This is a genomic window from Microcystis aeruginosa LEGE 91341, from assembly GCF_015206885.1.
In the GTDB taxonomy this organism is placed as follows: Bacteria; Cyanobacteriota; Cyanobacteriia; order Cyanobacteriales; family Microcystaceae; genus Microcystis; species Microcystis aeruginosa_H.
The window spans coordinates 1-22,383 of sequence record NZ_JADEXY010000053.1; the positions used below are offsets into that span (position 1 = coordinate 1).

11 protein-coding genes and 2 CRISPR repeat arrays are annotated in these 22,383 nt (G+C 38.7%); of the genes, 1 reads left to right on the top strand and 10 read right to left on the bottom strand.

Going from position 1 to position 22,383, the window contains the following annotated elements; translation table 11 throughout:
* Positions 1-153: 153 nt before the first annotated feature.
* Positions 154-1,286: a CRISPR direct-repeat array (repeat unit 37 nt).
* A gap of 203 nt (positions 1,287-1,489) precedes the next feature.
* A CRISPR array of direct repeats spans positions 1,490-9,775; the repeat unit is 37 nt; unit sequence GTTTCAATCCCTAGTAGGGTTTAAGATTAATTGGAAC.
* A 233-nt stretch (positions 9,776-10,008) separates the two neighbouring features.
* The 10 genes from cas2 to cas3 form a co-directional block, all read right to left on the bottom strand.
* Positions 10,009-10,281: a CRISPR-associated endonuclease Cas2 gene (cas2, locus tag IQ234_RS10030; protein ID WP_002742874.1), complete on the bottom strand. Its 273-nt coding sequence runs from the start codon at positions 10,279-10,281 to the stop codon at positions 10,009-10,011.
* Between the two features lie 12 nt (positions 10,282-10,293).
* A complete protein-coding gene (gene cas1d / locus IQ234_RS10035) occupies positions 10,294-11,322 on the bottom strand; it encodes a type I-D CRISPR-associated endonuclease Cas1d (RefSeq protein WP_193956988.1) in 1,029 nt (342 codons plus the stop codon).
* Between the two features lie 5 nt (positions 11,323-11,327).
* Positions 11,328-11,921, bottom strand: a complete 594-nt coding sequence (gene cas4, locus IQ234_RS10040) for a CRISPR-associated protein Cas4 (RefSeq protein ID WP_193956989.1) — start codon at positions 11,919-11,921, stop codon at positions 11,328-11,330.
* A 2-nt stretch (positions 11,922-11,923) separates the two neighbouring features.
* Positions 11,924-12,760, bottom strand: coding sequence for a CRISPR-associated endoribonuclease Cas6 (gene cas6 / locus IQ234_RS10045; RefSeq protein WP_193956990.1), 837 nt, complete (start codon positions 12,758-12,760; stop codon positions 11,924-11,926).
* Positions 12,760-13,326 carry a Uma2 family endonuclease gene (locus IQ234_RS10050; RefSeq protein WP_193956991.1) on the bottom strand — a complete coding sequence of 189 codons (567 nt, stop codon included), beginning with the start codon at positions 13,324-13,326 and terminating at the stop codon, positions 12,760-12,762. The genes cas6 and IQ234_RS10050 overlap by 1 nt, the downstream gene beginning before the upstream one ends.
* A gap of 83 nt (positions 13,327-13,409) precedes the next feature.
* Positions 13,410-13,976 carry a Uma2 family endonuclease gene (locus tag IQ234_RS10055; RefSeq protein WP_193956992.1) on the bottom strand — a complete coding sequence of 189 codons (567 nt, stop codon included), beginning with the start codon at positions 13,974-13,976 and terminating at the stop codon, positions 13,410-13,412.
* A gap of 9 nt (positions 13,977-13,985) precedes the next feature.
* Entirely contained in the window at positions 13,986-14,648 is a 663-nt protein-coding gene (gene cas5d, locus IQ234_RS10060) for a type I-D CRISPR-associated protein Cas5/Csc1 (RefSeq protein WP_072924196.1), read from the bottom strand.
* A 6-nt stretch (positions 14,649-14,654) separates the two neighbouring features.
* Positions 14,655-15,656, bottom strand: a complete 1,002-nt coding sequence (gene cas7d, locus IQ234_RS10065) for a type I-D CRISPR-associated protein Cas7/Csc2 (RefSeq protein ID WP_193956993.1) — start codon at positions 15,654-15,656, stop codon at positions 14,655-14,657.
* Between the two features lie 24 nt (positions 15,657-15,680).
* Complete coding sequence (gene cas10d, locus IQ234_RS10070) at positions 15,681-18,647, bottom strand: type I-D CRISPR-associated protein Cas10d/Csc3 (RefSeq protein WP_193956994.1); 2,967 nt, start codon at positions 18,645-18,647, stop codon at positions 15,681-15,683.
* A gap of 10 nt (positions 18,648-18,657) precedes the next feature.
* On the bottom strand, positions 18,658-20,664 hold the full coding sequence (gene cas3 / locus IQ234_RS10075) for a type I-D CRISPR-associated helicase Cas3' (protein WP_193956995.1): 2,007 nt from the start codon (positions 20,662-20,664) through the stop codon (positions 18,658-18,660).
* A 552-nt stretch (positions 20,665-21,216) separates the two neighbouring features.
* On the opposite strand from cas3, the gene IQ234_RS10080 reads away from it, so the two are divergent.
* Positions 21,217-22,074 (top strand): helix-turn-helix transcriptional regulator, encoded by an 858-nt coding sequence (locus tag IQ234_RS10080; RefSeq protein WP_193956996.1) that lies wholly within the window; start codon positions 21,217-21,219, stop codon positions 22,072-22,074.
* Positions 22,075-22,383: the final 309 nt, after the last annotated feature.

The window sequence follows — 22,383 nt, forward strand, 5'->3', positions numbered from 1 at the left end:
AGTTGGGAATCTGGTAATGTACCGCAAGTCCTTCGTCATCGCTGTGCTTATCTAAATGGTTGCCTTTTTTAACTTTTTTATTGATCTCATTAAGCATTTCTACTTATTGCAAAGGTGAGATGCTCCCGATTTAAATTGCCAGATAACTTTGCTGTTTCAATCCCTAATAGGGCTTAAGATTAATTGGAACTTTTTTGATATTGTAAACCCTCCAGTTACATCTAAAAATCCTGTTTCAATCCCTAATAGGGCTTAAGATTAATTGGAACTCTTCAATGTCTAGTCCGACACTAAAGGCAATTGAAGTTTCAATCCCTAATAGGGCTTAAGATTAATTGGAACCCAAAAAGATGTTAAAAATTTTCTCTCAGATATTGGGTTTCAATCCCTAATAGGGCTTAAGATTAATTGGAACCAGACGGCATTTAATGCCTGTAAAGCAGGATAAGCGTTTCAATCCCTAATAGGGCTTAAGATTAATTGGAACATCGCTCAAAAAATTTTAATCGCCGCTCTATCGCTTCCCTTGTTTCAATCCCTAATAGGGCTTAAGATTAATTGGAACTTGAATCTGTGAGCGTGAGTATAAATATTCACGGAAGTTTCAATCCCTAATAGGGCTTAAGATTAATTGGAACCTACGGCACTGATAGCGAAAAGCTGTCGGTGTACGTTTCAATCCCTAATAGGGCTTAAGATTAATTGGAACATAAATAGAGGCTATAGCAACAGATTGCACAAAAAGTTTCAATCCCTAATAGGGCTTAAGATTAATTGGAACGGGATGACCTTAATGATTGGTTTGAGAGGCTTAAGTTTCAATCCCTAATAGGGCTTAAGATTAATTGGAACTCGGACCCGCGGCCCCCGCGATACTGATTAGCTGTTTCAATCCCTAATAGGGCTTAAGATTAATTGGAACTTAATCTTTCTTAACGAATTAAGCTTACGGACTGGGTTTCAATCCCTAATAGGGCTTAAGATTAATTGGAACATAGAGCATCTAAAAGTGATTCAACGTGATACTCGTTTCAATCCCTAATAGGGCTTAAGATTAATTGGAACGTGATTGTTACAACTATAAGTTAATTTTATATAAGTTTCAATCCCTAATAGGGCTTAAGATTAATTGGAACAAACCCTCAATTATGGTGTTTTTTGGGCAAAAATGTTTCAATCCCTAATAGGGCTTAAGATTAATTGGAACTTGAGGGATTAAATCAGTACCGATCAGGCGGTAAAGGCAATGTTTCAATCCCTAATAGGGCTTAAGATTAATTGGAACTTAAAGAGTTTCGATTATCAATTACCGATTTAAAAGTTTCAATCCCTAATATAGCGGTAAGCGCTTGAGTGAGATACAAACCAAGCTTTGCCTAGCATGGTTTATAGCTCGTGACACTGTACCTCATACGACTGCACACCGTTATAGGGCTTAAGATTAATTGGAACCAAGGCATGGCTAGAAGCGCGGGGTGAGGTAAACCCCGTTTCAATCCCTAATAGGGCTTAAGATTAATTGGAACTGCCTTTTTCCCGCGCTCTGGGCCGGGAGTGTTAGTTTCAATCCCTAATAGGGCTTAAGATTAATTGGAACCTGATCCGATATTCCATATTGTTTGGCAATCGAAGGTTTCAATCCCTAATAGGGCTTAAGATTAATTGGAACATTATTCAAGTTGCCGCTCCTACACCAAAACCCGGTTTCAATCCCTAATAGGGTTTAAGATTAATTGGAACCCTTGATCAAATCTTGGCCACATTTACTATAAGTGTTTCAATCCCTAATAGGGTTTAAGATTAATTGGAACAATATTTAGATTTCTCCTTGGGTGATTTAAAAAAGTTTCAATCCCTAGTAGGGTTTAAGATTAATTGGAACCGGCAGCAGTAGCGGTTCCGGCGGCGTCGAAATAAGTTGTTTCAATCCCTAGTAGGGTTTAAGATTAATTGGAACCTTTCCCATTTAAAATTAAATTATTTAGCCTTTAGTCGCGTTTCAATCCCTAGTAGGGTTTAAGATTAATTGGAACGCATTTGTATCGCTTCTCGCTCCACTTTTGAAATGTTTCAATCCCTAGTAGGGTTTAAGATTAATTGGAACGTACCGGTCCTTGTGGCACTGGGATTGATATAGAGTTTCAATCCCTAGTAGGGTTTAAGATTAATTGGAACCTTTTATCGACTCCCATTCTCACCATATATCCTTTGTTTCAATCCCTAGTAGGGTTTAAGATTAATTGGAACGCTCGGTGCCGGCGGTGCTACCATTTCCATTTTTGTTTCAATCCCTAGTAGGGTTTAAGATTAATTGGAACATTCACTTTTTGTTAATGAAGAATCTGGTAAGATAGTTTCAATCCCTAGTAGGGTTTAAGATTAATTGGAACCCTGATGGCATTCCTGTTTATAATCCTGATGATGAGTTTCAATCCCTAGTAGGGTTTAAGATTAATTGGAACCCGCCGCTTGTTGGCGGGTCGGAATGCCCTAGTTAGTTTCAATCCCTAGTAGGGTTTAAGATTAATTGGAACAAGGGCTTCTGGGATGGTAGAAAGTACCATGACGTTTCAATCCCTAGTAGGGTTTAAGATTAATTGGAACTGTAGAGCGTCTAGGAGGGCTGCTTATGGCGTAACCGTTTCAATCCCTAGTAGGGTTTAAGATTAATTGGAACTTTTCGATCAATCAACCCACAAGGAAAAACTCGATCACCAGTTTCAATCCCTAGTAGGGTTTAAGATTAATTGGAACCTTCTGGTCAAGTAGATGGAGTGTTCGGGCAGCAGTTTCAATCCCTAGTAGGGTTTAAGATTAATTGGAACAAAGTAACTCTTGAGATATTACTAGCTTCAATAGTTGTTTCAATCCCTAGTAGGGTTTAAGATTAATTGGAACACCCACCCCCACAGATAAAAGTACCGAATACTTTTGTTTCAATCCCTAGTAGGGTTTAAGATTAATTGGAACGTATATGTTTGATGAATTGATCGGCAGAATTAAAGTTTCAATCCCTAGTAGGGTTTAAGATTAATTGGAACGAAGAGAAAAAGCTAAAAAGCTACTGTAAATCTCAAAGTTTCAATCCCTAGTAGGGTTTAAGATTAATTGGAACAAGATGTACGGCAAGGTTAGCAATAAAAAGTGATTAGTTTCAATCCCTAGTAGGGTTTAAGATTAATTGGAACCTTCGTCCCAAGTTGTTCCCTGCTTAATCTCAATGTTTCAATCCCTAGTAGGGTTTAAGATTAATTGGAACACTTAGCTAATCTTTATTCACTTCATCAAGTTGGTTTCAATCCCTAGTAGGGTTTAAGATTAATTGGAACTCTGAATTATCACTTTTTCAGTTGGCTTTGCTTCTGTTTCAATCCCTAGTAGGGTTTAAGATTAATTGGAACTAGAAACGATAGCTGTACTGATCATTTTATTAGATGGTTTCAATCCCTAGTAGGGTTTAAGATTAATTGGAACCAGTATTTGATCGCACTTGGTTTGAGATTCTTGATAAAAGTTTCAATCCCTAGTAGGGTTTAAGATTAATTGGAACTTTTCAACGCGAAAGAGCGATGTCAGGGGGGCGGAGTTTCAATCCCTAGTAGGGTTTAAGATTAATTGGAACCTGCTACAGATGGAGTAATCGGAGGTAGATTGCTGTTTCAATCCCTAGTAGGGTTTAAGATTAATTGGAACTCAGTAGAAAGAGAAAGCCCTCCGGCACTCATCGGTTTCAATCCCTAGTAGGGTTTAAGATTAATTGGAACAGGCAGTAATCGAAGCCATAGCCTTTAAGGCTCGTAAGGTTTCAATCCCTAGTAGGGTTTAAGATTAATTGGAACATTTTGATTCTTTTTAATGCAGATAAAGAATTAGTTTCAATCCCTAGTAGGGTTTAAGATTAATTGGAACTCGGAGCGGGGTTGCTGACAAGTGGAGTATTTATACTGTTTCAATCCCTAGTAGGGTTTAAGATTAATTGGAACGTTCCTTCTTCTGAATTAGTGGTTAGTTTGTACAAGGGTTTCAATCCCTAGTAGGGTTTAAGATTAATTGGAACATTAAAAAACAGTCAGTTTATTGAAGATGTCTCAGATGTTTCAATCCCTAGTAGGGTTTAAGATTAATTGGAACACTAGCAAAGCTTTCGCCTGTCTGAGTATCAATGATTGTTTCAATCCCTAGTAGGGTTTAAGATTAATTGGAACTTTGAGTTTTCCCCTTGATTTTTTGGGTTTCGTCGTTTCAATCCCTAGTAGGGTTTAAGATTAATTGGAACGCTCTTCATAATGCAATATCATCCCCCTTGATTTGTTTCAATCCCTAGTAGGGTTTAAGATTAATTGGAACAAGGCCCAGACGTATTGCCCACTGCCGCTTCCAACGTTTCAATCCCTAGTAGGGTTTAAGATTAATTGGAACATACCTATTGGAGTCGGGGCTAACAGTCTAGTTCGTTTCAATCCCTAGTAGGGTTTAAGATTAATTGGAACATATTCTAGATAAGCTTCTGTTTCTTTAGGATTAAGGTTTCAATCCCTAGTAGGGTTTAAGATTAATTGGAACTTTCTGCTGACACGCTAGACGCACTATTGTTGTCAGTTTCAATCCCTAGTAGGGTTTAAGATTAATTGGAACAAAAAATTGACCGATCCTCCAAAACCCAGGACAGAAAAGTTTCAATCCCTAGTAGGGTTTAAGATTAATTGGAACTTTTTTGTTTGTTTTGTATTCTCTAGTTTATGATGTTTCAATCCCTAGTAGGGTTTAAGATTAATTGGAACTATACCCACCCGGGAGCGCGGTTATTTTTTTGTCTTGTTTCAATCCCTAGTAGGGTTTAAGATTAATTGGAACCTGACTCTATCGCCGCTCATGACAAAATAATATTGTTTCAATCCCTAGTAGGGTTTAAGATTAATTGGAACAGGCTAAAGAACTTGATCATGAAACCTTTGAGAAGTTTCAATCCCTAGTAGGGTTTAAGATTAATTGGAACAATCCTGTTATAGTATTCGTCCCATCCACAATACCAGTTTCAATCCCTAGTAGGGTTTAAGATTAATTGGAACCAGTCTTACACCCGTTGATGTGGTGAACGTGCTCGCTCGTTTCAATCCCTAGTAGGGTTTAAGATTAATTGGAACCGAATAGTAGGAGGTCATCAACGGTAAAAATCATTGGTTTCAATCCCTAGTAGGGTTTAAGATTAATTGGAACTCGTGGGGATATGGCGGCTATCACGGCTATAGCCGCGGTTTCAATCCCTAGTAGGGTTTAAGATTAATTGGAACTTTAGCTTAGGTTGGATCAGGATTTATGCCGATGGTTTCAATCCCTAGTAGGGTTTAAGATTAATTGGAACCTCTGATGATGGGGATGATCAGGGATGGATGATTGCCAAGTTTCAATCCCTAGTAGGGTTTAAGATTAATTGGAACCAGGAATATCTATGGAAGAGTCTAAAAGTTACGAGCGAGTTTCAATCCCTAGTAGGGTTTAAGATTAATTGGAACGATGATGGGGATGATCAGGGATGGATGATTGCCAAGTTTCAATCCCTAGTAGGGTTTAAGATTAATTGGAACTTTCATCATAGATTTCTGTGATTTTTGGATCGTAGTTTCAATCCCTAGTAGGGTTTAAGATTAATTGGAACTGGTCTTGCAAGGATTCAATTTGAGAGCGATACTGTTTCAATCCCTAGTAGGGTTTAAGATTAATTGGAACCCATCGAAAAACAGATCATTACCAGAAGTAAGGGAGTTTCAATCCCTAGTAGGGTTTAAGATTAATTGGAACAATATTTTCGGGTTTTTCAATTTTTGTAGAAATACGTTTCAATCCCTAGTAGGGTTTAAGATTAATTGGAACCTTTATCTGCCTACCTTTGAGATGTTTAGAAAAGAGTTTCAATCCCTAGTAGGGTTTAAGATTAATTGGAACTTTCTTTTTATGGGTAAAATTAGAACATTCGTCTGTTTCAATCCCTAGTAGGGTTTAAGATTAATTGGAACGTTACTTGTAATTCCCCTGTAGTCTTGATCGGGGTTTCAATCCCTAGTAGGGTTTAAGATTAATTGGAACCTTACCGTTTTTAAGATTGGGAAAGTTATCTTTAGTTTCAATCCCTAGTAGGGTTTAAGATTAATTGGAACTCAAAATTGTTGAGTTGTTCAATGTTCTTTTATCGTTTCAATCCCTAGTAGGGTTTAAGATTAATTGGAACCTGAATCACCCTATCAAACTATTCACGTTCACGAGTTTCAATCCCTAGTAGGGTTTAAGATTAATTGGAACATGAAGTTTTTAGTCATCGATTCTCGATGTATCTCCCCGTTTCAATCCCTAGTAGGGTTTAAGATTAATTGGAACTATATTGTTGGTCTTGCTAATGATGCTAATGAGCGTATGTTTCAATCCCTAGTAGGGTTTAAGATTAATTGGAACCAATTTTTTCAGCACCTCGATATTGGTATCCAATTGGTTTCAATCCCTAGTAGGGTTTAAGATTAATTGGAACTTCAGTTTTCGCAGCGCGGGCTAGTGTGAATACAAGTTTCAATCCCTAGTAGGGTTTAAGATTAATTGGAACGACCTTAAACCATCTCATTCAGGATAGAATAGATGGTTTCAATCCCTAGTAGGGTTTAAGATTAATTGGAACCTCTCCTTCTCTTGATTATAGAGGGATAACATTGAGTTTCAATCCCTAGTAGGGTTTAAGATTAATTGGAACACTGCATACAGCAGGTGATCACAAGTTGTCAGACTGTTTCAATCCCTAGTAGGGTTTAAGATTAATTGGAACAATCTAATCAACAAGAGGGAGAGAGTATTAGCTTGTTTCAATCCCTAGTAGGGTTTAAGATTAATTGGAACTGGTTTAAGGTCTTAGTTTCTAATTTATCAATTGGTTTCAATCCCTAGTAGGGTTTAAGATTAATTGGAACCCTTATTGCCTAGTTTCTTCTTACGAGCCATAAGTGTTTCAATCCCTAGTAGGGTTTAAGATTAATTGGAACTTGTAACCGCATATTCTAGAAAATTCGGACGAGAAGTTTCAATCCCTAGTAGGGTTTAAGATTAATTGGAACATCTCCTATCACTTCCTCTATGGTTCCCACAGATTGTTTCAATCCCTAGTAGGGTTTAAGATTAATTGGAACAGTTGATTTATATGTCTGCTCCCAGTTTATTTCTGGGTGTTTCAATCCCTAGTAGGGTTTAAGATTAATTGGAACGTTTTTAGCACACCGTCAAAAGTTCCTTCGTCGTAAGTTTCAATCCCTAGTAGGGTTTAAGATTAATTGGAACCAACAGCTACTGGTGGCGCGATAACTGCTACTGATGTTTCAATCCCTAGTAGGGTTTAAGATTAATTGGAACTCTTTCGGTCGGTCGGGGAAGTGTCCCTATTGGCTGCCGTTTCAATCCCTAGTAGGGTTTAAGATTAATTGGAACTATCAAGGTAATACATTACTATCAGGTTATTCTGTGTTTCAATCCCTAGTAGGGTTTAAGATTAATTGGAACTCTTTTTCCATAATTACACCTTTACCTTTTTAAGTTTCAATCCCTAGTAGGGTTTAAGATTAATTGGAACATTTTTCCTTACGAGGTTGTGTAAAGTTGTTTCAGTTTCAATCCCTAGTAGGGTTTAAGATTAATTGGAACCAATATTTTTCTGATACATATTTCCACCCTTCCATGTTTCAATCCCTAGTAGGGTTTAAGATTAATTGGAACAAGGACCGGTACGATGAATTAAATAAACACGGGCAGGTTTCAATCCCTAGTAGGGTTTAAGATTAATTGGAACTATCCTTTCTCTGATAAAGAAGAACAATTAAAATTTTGTTTCAATCCCTAGTAGGGTTTAAGATTAATTGGAACGTGTTCATTTTTGGAAGGAAGCTTTAAGGGTAGCAAGTTTCAATCCCTAGTAGGGTTTAAGATTAATTGGAACTTGGCAAGTCAACAGCTAAAGAAAACAGAGATGTAAACCAGTTTCAATCCCTAGTAGGGTTTAAGATTAATTGGAACGCGGTTTGACTTCTTACGGGAAAAATATGATCCAGGTTTCAATCCCTAGTAGGGTTTAAGATTAATTGGAACTCTCCCGGCTGCTGATTAGATTCTAACAATATCAATGTTTCAATCCCTAGTAGGGTTTAAGATTAATTGGAACTAGGAAAAGTCAATGAAATTTCTAGTTTCCAAGATGGTTTCAATCCCTAGTAGGGTTTAAGATTAATTGGAACCATGAAGATAATCAATGGAATTATAGAATAATTTGTTTCAATCCCTAGTAGGGTTTAAGATTAATTGGAACAATTATAGACTGCCCTCGATTAAACGATCCGGACTGGTTTCAATCCCTAGTAGGGTTTAAGATTAATTGGAACCCCCCAAAAATGCCCACCCTAATTCTACGATCCCCCGGTTTCAATCCCTAGTAGGGTTTAAGATTAATTGGAACCAATCGCAGATATTCCGAGGAGTTTTGTGTACCGTTTCAATCCCTAGTAGGGTTTAAGATTAATTGGAACCGGATATGGCCACATATTTAGATGATGGACTCAGGTTTCAATCCCTAGTAGGGTTTAAGATTAATTGGAACCATAGACCTGTTACAATACTAAGAGTATTGATAGATGTTTCAATCCCTAGTAGGGTTTAAGATTAATTGGAACATGCTATCGGAATTATGATCCCGGAATAGATGAGGTTTCAATCCCTAGTAGGGTTTAAGATTAATTGGAACCAGATTCCCCTGAGATGATTGCTTTTATGGCTTTATTGTTTCAATCCCTAGTAGGGTTTAAGATTAATTGGAACTTTTGCCTAGTCGTTCGTCTAGCCGTTGAGTAGTCGTTTCAATCCCTAGTAGGGTTTAAGATTAATTGGAACCTCTAATTCCTTTAAGTCTTTGGCCTTGGTTTTAAAGTTTCAATCCCTAGTAGGGTTTAAGATTAATTGGAACGAGGACGCTCTAAATAGTAATTGGTTTGCACCTCTAGTTTCAATCCCTAGTAGGGTTTAAGATTAATTGGAACCTTGTTGGGACAGGGGAGCGATGATCCCAGTGGCTGTTTCAATCCCTAGTAGGGTTTAAGATTAATTGGAACGGGGTAGAGGGCAATTTTATTTTGCCGGAGCCTGGTTTCAATCCCTAGTAGGGTTTAAGATTAATTGGAACCCGATTGAGTATTAGCTCCCAAAAATTCTACCGAGTTTCAATCCCTAGTAGGGTTTAAGATTAATTGGAACTCCAACTGTGGGGGCTGGTATTCGCCCAGTAAACCTTGTTTCAATCCCTAGTAGGGTTTAAGATTAATTGGAACGCGGAATAAGTTGGCGCTCCTCCATTAGTCCCTAGTTTCAATCCCTAGTAGGGTTTAAGATTAATTGGAACTCTGTTTTTGATAAGTCATTAAAGCGGCCTAAACTGTTTCAATCCCTAGTAGGGTTTAAGATTAATTGGAACGATTAAATGCCCAAAAGGAAAATCATAAATAGCTGGTTTCAATCCCTAGTAGGGTTTAAGATTAATTGGAACTTTTCGGACTAAAAAAAAGTCAATATTTGCCCATCGGTTTCAATCCCTAGTAGGGTTTAAGATTAATTGGAACGTGCCATAATAAATGCTGGAAGCACCATTAAACTGTTTCAATCCCTAGTAGGGTTTAAGATTAATTGGAACCCACTCAGGGTCACAATCACGCCATCGATGAGTATGTTTCAATCCCTAGTAGGGTTTAAGATTAATTGGAACCGCCCAGTAGTAAAAGCTATACGCTATGGGGTTTTCGAGGTTCGTTTGCGCCGCACCCGCAATAAACCCATTGTACAGCAAGTGACCCACTTCTTCAAGAACCCGCAAAACCTTACGGGATAAGGTGCGCCCCACGTTGGAAAGGAAAATCATCTCGAATCTATATTGCATAAGCTTTCCAGCCACCACATAATAGTTAAGGATTTTTACAGCAACCCCGAGGCGCAACCGAGCTAAACAAAAAAAATTGTATTATCCCGGGGTAACTCACCACCGATACGTTCCACTTTACCCCGACAACAGGCGCAGAGAAAATAAAAGCGGATGCTATCGGTATCGGGTTTGATCAACTTACTCAAGCGCCCGCGGAGCTTAGCGTACTGGGTATCGGTTAGATCGCACTCAAAAACACTATACTGCACCCGTTGGCCGTAGGACTTTAACGTATTGTGAATTTTGGTTCGTCGCTTATCGTCGGAAATGTCGTAACTGACAACAAAATACATGACCGCCTCTACCTACTTTAAAATCAAGGGTGGATACTTATCCGTCTCGTCCATGAGATATTTCGCCATTAGTCGGGCCTGAATCTCGAAAGCTTCTTGATAAGTACACTGTTTACCCATTACCGGATGCTTAAACTTCGATTGTTTCTTCTGTTCGTACAAGCGCAGGAAAATCTGTAACCCCTCTCTCGTCAAGGAAACCGCACCGCTTAACGGTTCGGTGGTGAAATGTTCGGGGGTGAGATAGGGATGATTGATCCCATTGAGAACCACGGCATCAACGACGATCGCTCTAAATTCCTCCATCAGATCCAGTGCCAGCGAGGGGCGACCGTAGCGTTGATAGTGAAGATAACCGAGATAGGGGTCAAAACCGACCAAATTGATCGCACTCTGCACGTCATGGCGCAATAACGCATAACCCAGACTCAAAAGAGAATTGACCGGATCTCGCGGGGGGCGACGGTTGCGAGAGGGGAAGGTAAAAGTATCACCAAGAATTAGGGAATCAAAACAACTGAAATAGGCCGCGCTTCCGGCTCCTTCTAACCCCCGGAGAGAATCGATCCCTTCGACGTAGCTCAGGGCAAGCGCCGAGGTTGTTTCGATCGAGCCGATCGCTGCTTCCAAACAAGCGATCGCCGTTTGTAAATCCAAGTCTTTTCGATCGCGTTGACGACGGAGTAGAATGTTGCGGTAATTCTTCAGCTTGCCGCGGACGAATCCCCGCACTAAATGAATGGCTTTCGGAGAATCGCCGGCGGCCTGCCATTGCGCTCGACGAACGAAAATATTTTTGGTCATCTCTGGTTCTAGACGACCGAGATATTTTCCCGTGACGGTAACAAAACTCAGGGGAATATGACGTTCGAGCAGTTCGATCACCAACGCTGGGGATAGCGAACCGCGACCGAATAAAACCACTCCCTCAACATTTAATAAAGGAACATCGAGGATCGTTTCCTTGGATGCTTTAACCGTTAAACGCTCGTCATTTTTGCCGAGAAATGCGTCTTCTCTGGTCACATATACTGTTCCCATATTTTTTAGTCTTCCTCTTGATATCGTTGGACTTTTTCGGTTAATCGGGGCAAGCAGCGATTAAACAAACTGCATCCCTTGCAGCGGGGTGAATAGACCGCCGGGGGCATTTTTCCCGTCTGGATCAGGGTTTCAACTGCTCGGATCGTAGCGATCGCCCGTTGCCGTAAAGCAAGATCGATCGCCACCGGTTGACGCTGGTGAGAACTGGCATAGTAGATATAGCCAGTATCTAGCCTTTTTCCCGTCATTTCTTCCAAACAGATGGCTTGAGCGCACACCTGCAACTCGTCGTTATCCCATTCGCCTTTACTGCCCCGTTTGTATTCCACGGGGATAAATTCGCCGTCGTGGGACTCGATCAGATCGGCTTTACCGATGAGACGGTAATTGTCTGATTTGAGCCAGATAGCCCGAATTTGCCATATTTCCTCGCGGTTTTCCGCCCCGACGGTGTGAACTCGTTGGTGTAAATTTGTTCCCTCGATCGTATAGCTATTATCGAGAAATTCCCCGGCGACGAACATTCTCCAACAACGGTGGGGACAGTAGGCGTAATGGTTGAGAGCGGCGATCGGTATGTAGTCAGATTCATCCATAACTATCTTTTCTCCTTAGAAATTCTGCGAGTCATCCCCATTCCCATGGTGGTTTTCCGTCCCACTCCTGCATAGAGGGCAAAATCCGCCAGTACATTAATCGCTTTAATCTTTGCGGGTTCCACCTCTCCCAAAAGACGATAGTGAATCTCACCCACACAACCGAACGACTGGTTTTTATAGGCTTCGTCGGCTAATTTCGTTTGAATATCGAAGAAACTAGGGAAAATCGAGTCTAGGGCAATAGAATCGAAGGGGATACCGCTATAGCGATTCCAACGATTGAGAAGGCTATTAAACACCAGTTCCCGCGTCGGTAAGGCACTATCGAATTTTCCCTGCCGGAAGGTGACGGGGGTGGCGAAAAGGAAATCAAATTCCCGATTCGCTGCCGAGGCGTTTTCATACAGGTATTGATAAGTACAAGAGTTCGCCCAGAGTTGAACCGATTGCGGGGTAGCGAGGACGCTGGTGATGACGAGATCGGCGGAACCGAGATGCCAGGGTTGTTTTGGATTGAGATTCAACCAGAGCGAGGTTAATTTACCGAATAATCGGTCATCGAGCAGAGAAATCCGCCACCAGCAGGGAGTTTCGGAGGCGATCGCCCGTTCGTGTCGCCACTGCGGGGAATTTACTGTTATTTTCCCCCGCGATTGAATCTGTAGTGGCGATAAGGTGAAGGCTTTATCGGCCTCGGCTGTGTGTAGAATGTTCCCTAATTCCTGATCGACACTACTGACAAGGGTAAGGAATAGCGCATGAAGATGTCGTCCGGTGAGAAAATTCGGATAGATCGGCGATCGAGGTGTGAGATTGAGAACGAGACTGTAGGGCATTAACTTAATCGGGCCTTGGCGAAAATTTGTCTAGGAGTTAGGGTTAAATCGGGGAGGAGAATATCGCTAATTTCGTCATCGCCTTTTTTAATCGCCGGGGGTGCGTCGGGATAGAAAATCGTGATCTGCTTGGCCCGGGGATCGACGATCCAGACGCGACTGACTCCCGCTTTTAGGTAGTCCACGGCTTTTTCGCTCAGGCTGCTGAAGGATTGTTCAGGAGAAATAATTTCGATGACTAATTCCGGAGGAACGGGACAAGCTTCATCGGTGAGGGGAATATCTCCTAACCTTTCCGGGGAAATGTAGAGAAGATCGGGAACGGGACACCAATCTCGATCGTTTTTGCTGAGAATAATTGCCCATTCGATTCCCACTTCTCCCCGTCCTTGATTCCAGCGATCGAGTACGAGAAATAAAGCACCAGTTAAACGAGAATGAAAGAATTTCGGTGACATTTTTGCGATCGCTTCTCCATCGACTAATTCATAGGTAATATCGCCATCGGGAGCGGTTAGGGAGAGAAATTCGGGTAAAGTGAGGGGTTTAGAGGAGATAAGAGTCATAGTCAATTTTCAACCGAAGCGATAGGACAATCGAGCGGGAATTTTCAGATCGGGGCGATCGCTTATAACGAGACTGTAGGGCATTAACTTAATCGGGCCTTGGCAAAAATTTGTCTGGGGGTTAGGGTTAAATCGGGGAGGAGAATATCGCTAATCTCGTCATCGCCTTTTTTAATCGCTGGGGGTGCGTCGGGATAGAAAATCGTGATCTGCTTGGCCCGGGGATCGACGATCCAGACGCGACTGACTCCCGCTTTTAGGTAGTCCACGGCTTTTTCGCTCAGGCTGCTGAAGGATTGTTCAGGAGAAATAATTTCGATGACTAATTCCGGGGGAACGGGACAAGCTTCATCGGTGAGGGGAATATCTCCTAACCTTTCCGGGGAAATGTAGAGAAGATCGGGAACGGGACACCAATCTCGATCGTTTTTGCTGAGAATAATTGCCCATTCGATTCCCACTTCTCCCCGTCCTTGATTCCAGCGATCGAGTATAGAAGATAAAGCCAGAGTTAAGCGAGAATGAAAGAATTTTGGTGACATTTTTGCGATCGCTTCTCCATCGACTAATTCATAGGTAATATCGCCATCGGGAGCGGTTAGGGAGAGAAATTCGGGTAAAGTGAGGGGTTTAGAAGAGATAAGAGTCATGGTCAATTTTCAACCGAAGCGATAGGACAATCGAGCGGGAATTTTCAGATCGGGGCGATCGCTTATTTGGTAATATTCCCCGCGCATTCGTACATTACGGATTAAACTAACGGGAGGCATATTGATCACATCGTAGCCAATCACCTGATGGGTAAACATAACATCGAGAGGATTTAAAGGATAGGGATAGATAAATAAATCCTCTTTTTGTTTTGATAGGGAAAGTTCTGTCAGTTTTACTTCCGCTTTACTCATCCATTTTCCCAAACGAATCCATTTAGGAAGTTGTAGGGGGTGATGGGAAATGATAAAACATTCAAAAACACTTTCGGGAGCGATTTCTCGTATTCTTCCAAATGTTGGTAAGTTAACACTACTCTGTTCCATTCTGACTTGATACCGCAAATCTGCCCATTTGTAAGTGTGCGTAACATAGGCAAAATTAACAGGTTGTGCTGGAGTAACATAAATTCCTTTTTGATTTAGGGGTTCTAAATCTTCTTGATAATGAGGAATATGTTGTGAATCGTGATAACTACTTTTAGCCAATCCTAAAGCATAAGTCAACGCATAATTATGTAAATAATTTTCAGTTGCGTATAAACGACCTAACTCACGGGTTGCAAAGTAAACTGTATCTTGTAAAGTTAATTCGAGATGATAAATGTGCATAGTTTCCTATTTCTTTTTGATGACTTTGGCATTTTCAGCATAAGCTAAAGTTTCTTCAGCAACAGCATTTAGCCACTTTTTAAATTGAGTTTCATCAGATAAAATAGCTTCAGCTTCTTTTTCAAGAGATGTTAATGATTCTCCCTTAACTAACTGATATAACACGCCATCTTGTTTGATTAAATATTCAATAGCTTGTTCAGTTTTTTCCCTCATTTCTGCTACTCCATAGGGCGGTTTTTTTTCATGAAATAAATCATAGATTTTTTGAGTTAGACGTAAGTTAGCAAAAATATCACCATCAGCAAAAATGATACCAATTAAATAATTTCTCACTTGTCCTGTACGAGTTGTTTGTGCGCCGTAACGTTTAGTACGATAAATGTTATTTAACACATAAAGAAATGTGTTAGGAGTAGGATCTCTTAATGTAACAACAGTGGGAAAAGGGACTTGGGGAATAACATGATCTTGTTCACTAAAACGGTTAGTTGTACTTGTTCCACTTGTCATTGTTCCATCTTCATAAGGCGCATTAAGAGTCATTGTTTGGTGAGATTCTTCATAAGCAGGAACAGCATAAGCAGAGTCAATAAAAACCTTTGATTTTTCTGAACCTGACTCACCTACTGCATAACCATAAATAACACAATCTGGACAACCTCCACAGGGTTCACCGTTGTAAGTACAATCTTCAATTATTTTGTCTTTTTCTTTTTTGGCAATTCGTTCATAGTTGGTTGTAATCTGTTCATAGATTCCATAACGGCGTAATAATTCCCGTCCTGTTAATCTTTCAGGTGTGGTTTGTTTACGTTTAAATAACACCAGACGAGTAATAATATCAGTGCTATCTAACCCTGCTCTTACCCGTGCTACATTTAGCTCACCATCAGTTTTAAAAACTGCATAAGAGTCTGTTTCTCGTAATAGGATAAAGTGAGCATATTTAGCACCTGGAATTTTAGGAATAGAGGTTTGGAAATGAGATTTGTACTGATCAAACATGAGTTTTTTCTCCTATTTAATAATTTATTCTTGATCTTTTTTCTTGCTGTAGGTTTTGACATAATGAGCTTCGGCGGCTTTACGCAATAAATTAATATGTTGTCGTAATAGCGATCTCTCACCTCTACAGTAATCATAGAAAACTTTATCTAAAAAAGATTCAGCAAAGATTTCTATAAGTTCTTGACGTTTAGCTATATCTTTCCTGATTGCTTCAGGAATATAGCCATCGTTTTGTTTATCAAGTACACCATCAACTAAGGCAATTAAATGACCTTCAATCATTAATTTTAAGTCATCTTTTGATGTTGTTGGTAAACTATCTAAAACCACTTTTGCTGCTACATTAAAAGGCCTTAGCCTAGCATAAGCAGCAAACCCACTTGCTCGATAAAAGCAAGCATACTGATCTACTAATGTTTGAATCATTGACATTGCATCCTCTCCCCCATAGTATTTAATTAACAAGTAGTAGTAAGTGATCAGTTTATCAGCCAACCAATCTGGTAAACTATTAGATTGAGATTGATCTGTTTGGGATTTTTGAGCTTTTGTTTTTTTATCATTTTCTTGAATTCGATCAGCATAATGAAAAACATAAAGAGGACTGGTATCTAAAGATTGACAAACCGTATTTAACTGGTTCCACACAGGATAGTTACGACTATCTCTGTAAGATTGTGCAGTTAGTGAGTAAATACTAAAAACAGCAGGAATCGCTTTTTCTAGTTCATCTAAACGAAAAATAGTTCGTTTTATTCCGTGTAACCAATAGGTATGGACTCCATCAATAATTACAGTTTCTTTGAAGTCTGCACCTGAGTCATAAAGAGGAATAGGATTACGACTAGCAACTAATTTTACTCCAAAAGTAAGAGGAGCTAGTAAGGCTTTGATTGCTGACATAAACCATGATTCTGTATCTGTCGGCTTTTCTCCTAAATAGGGAATACCTAACAAATAATAACCGTGTATTTTGCCTGTTGCATATTCTTTTTTAGTGCGTCTTTTTAAGTTTTCATTGGGATCATTTCCGATGCGAAAAATATCCATACGAGGAACATAATTAGGATTATAATTTTGCTCAGATAAATCTTTATCTAATTCAGTAAAAGAACTTTGAGCAAAATTTTGGTAAGCTCTCTCCATTATTAAAACTGTTTCTGGAGTAAAGTAATATGCAGGATAAAAATGAAGATAAACAGTTTCATCTTCTGCTGATAAACTAGCATTCATTCCATAGCGTCTCAGTAAACTTTCTACTTGACAGATAGTACATTTTCCTCGTTTTGATTCTTGTGTGCTTGTAACTCTTTTATTACTATAACTAGAAAATTCCTCACGAATCTCAAAAGCACTATTACAAATAGCACAAATTGGATTTCGTTTACGTTGAGCTTTATTCAGATGATAACGTTGTAGTTCTCCTTTAAAATCGTGTTTTTCTGTTGAACCTGTTATTGTTAATATTTGAGAAATATATTTCTCTAAAAAAGCAAATGGTGGTGGACGATCTGGTTTTCCTAACTTTTCTAAAATCTCCTGAACGGTAGTTAACATTATTTGTTCTAATTCGGTTGGACTCAAACTAGAATGTTCTTTAATATAATGTCCTGCAAGATAATACCAACCATAGGGAGTACCACCTGTTTTGGGAATCATTTCCCAGTGTTTTAAGTATTGACTCATATTAAGAGTTTCTAAAATCAATTCAGTACCTTCTTCTAATCCATAAAAATCCTTAATTAGTACAGTTATTGCGTTAAATCCTTCTGCAAAACGATCAGTTTGCAAATTAGCAGGATACTCCCAATCTAAATGTTTTAAATCAGGGTTTTTACTTAAAAAAGCGTTGCTTAATACCTTATCTCGCCTTTCTCCAGTTTTAGCATCTTTTTTATCGTTAATAATAGCAAATGTTCGTCTAATTAAAGTTTCTGATGCTAATTTAATATCAGCAATTTCAATTAAATCAGGTTCATAATAAACGCCTTTTCCAGCACGATCAACTAAATCACCAACTCCTTTGGAAACTATTTCCAAAGTATTATTTCTAACCACTTCGGGAATATCAGACAAATCAGGTTCAGCAGAATCTTTAGGTACAAAATAAGTTACACCATCGGGAAAAAATAAAAACGGTTTCCAATTGACTTTTTCAGTTTGTAGTAAAACTGCGTTGTGAATTGCTTGAGTTAATAAACCTCTATTTTCATTAGTTTTATGACTACGAATTACATATTTCCCTTTAACAGTACGTCTTAAAATTGCTCTCATACTATCTTGTTCTAAATCATCAGGATGATGAGCAATAGACGCAACTAAATCACCGAATCTGACAAAATCAGTTAAATTCATTAGTTGATCTGGTGGTAATTGTAAATCAGGAAAATTAGCAACAGTTAAATTTGCTCCCCTTGCATCTTCTGCATTTTGTGCTAAAAATGCTACATCTTGCCAATAATTTTGATCAATAAAATCCCACAAATGCAAAGCATCTCCCCAAGTCAAAAAAGCATTTTTATACTGTTCCCATTGTTTTCCATCCATACGAGTATTACCCAAACGAGGTAACACAATTTTATTGAGATCGTGCATGGTAATAGCACTTAAATAAAGTTGCTGTTGAAACTGATCTAAATTAGCTAATTTAGCTAACGTCCATCCTCCTAAAGCAGCATTAAGTAAATGCACTGCTAGACTTTGATCTTTTAAATTAACTAGCTTGTTAATAATTTTTTGTCGCTTTTCAAGAGGAATATCTAAATCAGCCGTTAATACTTCAGCAACTTGAAAACTCGTTCCCTTAGCATTTCTTAAACTAAAGTAATCTAAAATATAAGGAAAAACTATTTTAATCCAATCGTTTAAAATTTGATCTTCCTCATTTGTCAATGTATCAAGTGCTAATCTTACTAAAGGTGGTTCTTTAGTTTTTGTAGGATCAGGTACATTATAATTATTAGGCATTAACCAATCGAAATTTTCCATGACTTTCTCCTTAACAAATCATTGTTGTGTTTGTTTTTTGCCAGTATAATAGAGAATCCAAGAGTAAAGCATCCTGACCAAATGCTACACTATAAATCGCACCACGACTATCTTTAATAGGATATAATTCAAAAAGAGCAGGAAGTTTATAAAGTCGTTTTAACTTAGGAATATCATACCTAGTCGGATCAGCGACGCAAGTAGTTAACTTTAAATATTCAAGCTGTTCATTGATTTTTCTAATCTCAGGATGAGGTGCTTGAATCCTAAAACCTACTCTTTGTTGTGCTTGATTAATTTTTTGCTTGTCAAAGTCGTAAGTAAACTGTAATTCTACTTTTTTGTAACTATCTAAATAATTACTAATTATAGCATATAAATTTAAACTATTTTTGTAAAAAGGTTGTTGAAATTTATCACTAATTTTTTTTGCTTCTGATCCAGAAAGAAGTTTAAATTCAGTCCCGGATAATAACCGAATTAGACTCATATTAGTAATAGCGTTAGTCTCTGGTTCATAAACCCATAAATCTAATTGTCCCGTACCTCTAAAAGTTTCTAAATCTTGAATAATGCTAGGGTGTTCTTTTAATTCATTTAATTTGCACCATTTAGGAGTTTCTCCAATAATATTTGATGCTTCATTCCCATAGCGTTCTAATAGGGTTTGATATTGCTCTTTTTGAGTAGTTAATCTTGCATAACGGACTGTTGAAAGTATTTTACCCCAACGGCTTAAATATCTATCAAATTCTTGAGGTTTTTGATAGATATTATTTCTAACTACGTCAAAAAAACTCTCTCGATCGATTTCTGAGTTATTTGCATAAATTTCAGCAAATTTTTCTTTTACCCAATCAGGAACTAAGGCGATTGCTTTATAAATAGGGAAGCCTTCATGTCTTCCTAAACGTCCTAATCTCTGAATAAATGTACCCGAATCTAAAGATTCATAAACCAAAAAATTAATCTCGAAATCTACTCCTACATCTACCGTAGATGTGGCAATAATTAGCTGTTTACTTTCAGAATCTTTCCGAATTTTTAAACTGGTTAATCCTGTATTCTCCCCAATAGTAAAATTACAACTAGAATTGTCTTTTAAGCTTTTAACAATTCGTTTTGCAGCAAATACACTATTAACAATTAATAAACCTTTTGATGTCGGATAATCTCGAAAAAACTGATTTATTGTTTCTAAATTGTCATTAATCCAGTTTTCAGCACCTCCGCTAGTTTGTTGACAAGCAACTAATTCTAATTCTACATCACGCAAAATACAACGATGAGTTTTACTATCTTTTAACCCATGTTGATAATTTCCCTTAATAACTTTAATAGAAATACCTGCTTTTTCTAAAGCTTCCTGAATTAATTTATCAGGAGTAGCTGAAAGAAAGAGAAACTTAACAGGATATTTTCGAGTGGCATTAGCACGACTGAAAGCAATGCTATCTAATACGTTCGTAACTTGCGCTGAGTTAAAAATATGAAATTCATCAAATACGACATAACGAAAGTAAATAAACCAAGTTTGTGATAAATGAGCAATATTACCTCGATATTGATTATAGAAAAAACGATGAATTAAAGTAAAAATATCAGGATTAGTTAATACTAAATCTGCGTCGTTAGCAATTGTGCGTAAAGTTTCAATTTTGCTAATTTCCTCATTTTTAATGAATTCTGCTAAAGTTTGGCTATTTAATTGATGGGATTCAATTGCTAAATTTAAGTATTGACTCCATTTTTCAACTTGTTTAGCCTGATCTCTAATGAGTTCATTTGTAGGATAAGCAAATAATCCCTTTCCTAAATTTTGAGATTCATAAAACGCTGGTAAAAGTGCTGCTAATGTTTTACCATCTCCAGTTAAGGCAGTATCGAATATAATTTCAATACCAGGATTACAAACAGCGTCCCAGACTTTTTTTTGGTGAATGGCTAATTTAATTTTAGCAATAGGATCGTTTTCCTTTAACAGTTCTGACCACGTTGATAAGAGTTTGATTTTCATTAGTCACCTCAAGATAATCTCATCACCTAACGAGTTATTGGCTCTTTATGCCAGCCTCCATCGGACATCAATCTTAGTAAACCATTGGATAAGTTATCACTCATTTGTTTATAGCATATCACTTGAAAAAGTTTATATTGTAATAAAGAAAGAAATTTACAGATCGAGAGGTTGATCAGCAGCCGACTGTCCGCTAAAATGATAGTCCAGCGATAAAAGCCTCTAAGGAATTGAAAAAATATCGCAATCAAGACTGTAAATAGTCTTTTTTAAGGAATTCCCTAATAGGGATAGCTTGATAATCGCACTTTCCTCCTTTAATCAGCTTTAGGCTTGATTAAATTCTGTTTACCTCAACCGACCCATCGCAAAACAAGCGATCAATCTGTTCAGACGATCATCCTTACTAAAACGAATAGCGGAATCGGCAATAACCCCGATCACTTCGTTATCCTTCTCAACTATCCTTTGCTCATAGTCCTTTGTCCTCATTTATCATTACAATATAGGTATTCTAGCACAAATACTCTAAAATTACAAGTATATTTTAAGGTGAATCGCAAAAAAGAAACAATTACACTGTCAATTCCTCCCGGCACGAAGGAGAAGCTAGAGGCGATCGCCCGACGTTTTAACATCTTTTGGGGGAAAAGTCCTAGTCCGTCAGGTCTGATCGCCGCCATCGCCGAAGGGGAACTGGAGATCGGTGAACCCTTTACCCTCTCGGCAAAGCGGGTCGAAGCGATCAAGGAAGCGATCGACCGTCTGGTGCGATCGGGTAACATCGAGGCGGCCCAGACTCTTTCTAATTTTCTTTTAGAGAAGGGAAATCTCTCCCCTCAAGAGCGTCGGGAGATTTCCGAACAGGTCAGTCAGTATGATCGCGATTGGCGGCTCACAGTGGAGCGCTATATCCATGACCGGCAAGCTTTTCGGGTAATGTACAAAAATTCTCAGGGACAGACCCTAGAATTTACCGTTCGCTGTGCCGAGATCATGTTTCGGGAAAAAGAATTCTATCTGGAGATCTGGTGTGAGGAAACTGAAGACCTGCCAGAAGAAGATCAGCGAGACTTTCCCGAGCTTGTTCACAATCGCTGTCTTAAATTCTCTCGTATTCAAAGCCTGATTCCGATCGAAGAACCATGGCGAGACAGTCTCGATTTTATAGAAGTACAATTACAATTAGAAAAAGACCTCGTGAAGGCCTATGAAAGGAAGACAAGGGATATCGACGACCGAGAGGTAAACGGAAAAAGGATTATAACCCGTAAAGTCTCTAGTCCTTTTTGGTTAATTCGGGAGATTTTACCCTATGGAGATCGCTGTATTGTACTTATACCAGAGCCATTACGCAACCGGATCAAACAAATGTTATTTAAATCTCGCCAACAGTACGAATCGGGGTAAAATGTGCGATCGCTGGTCATGAAGATCGGTTATATCTAGGGCTTGCTGAATAATGGTAAAACCCTTTTAAAATAAGGCTTTTGACCTGTTAAAGTCCGATGTTCATGCTGCGAAAATAGGATTGGGACTTTCAAAAACCTTGCATTATCCTTCTTGTAGTACATAGATTGGTACAAAAAACAAGGGCAACAAAGCCCGAAACGACCGGCTACTGACTCCTACCCCCAGGAAAAACTTTTTCAGCAGACCCTATCTAGACTTCCCCGTTGACAAAAGGCCATAACCTGTGCTGTAGGAGGGATTAAGAGA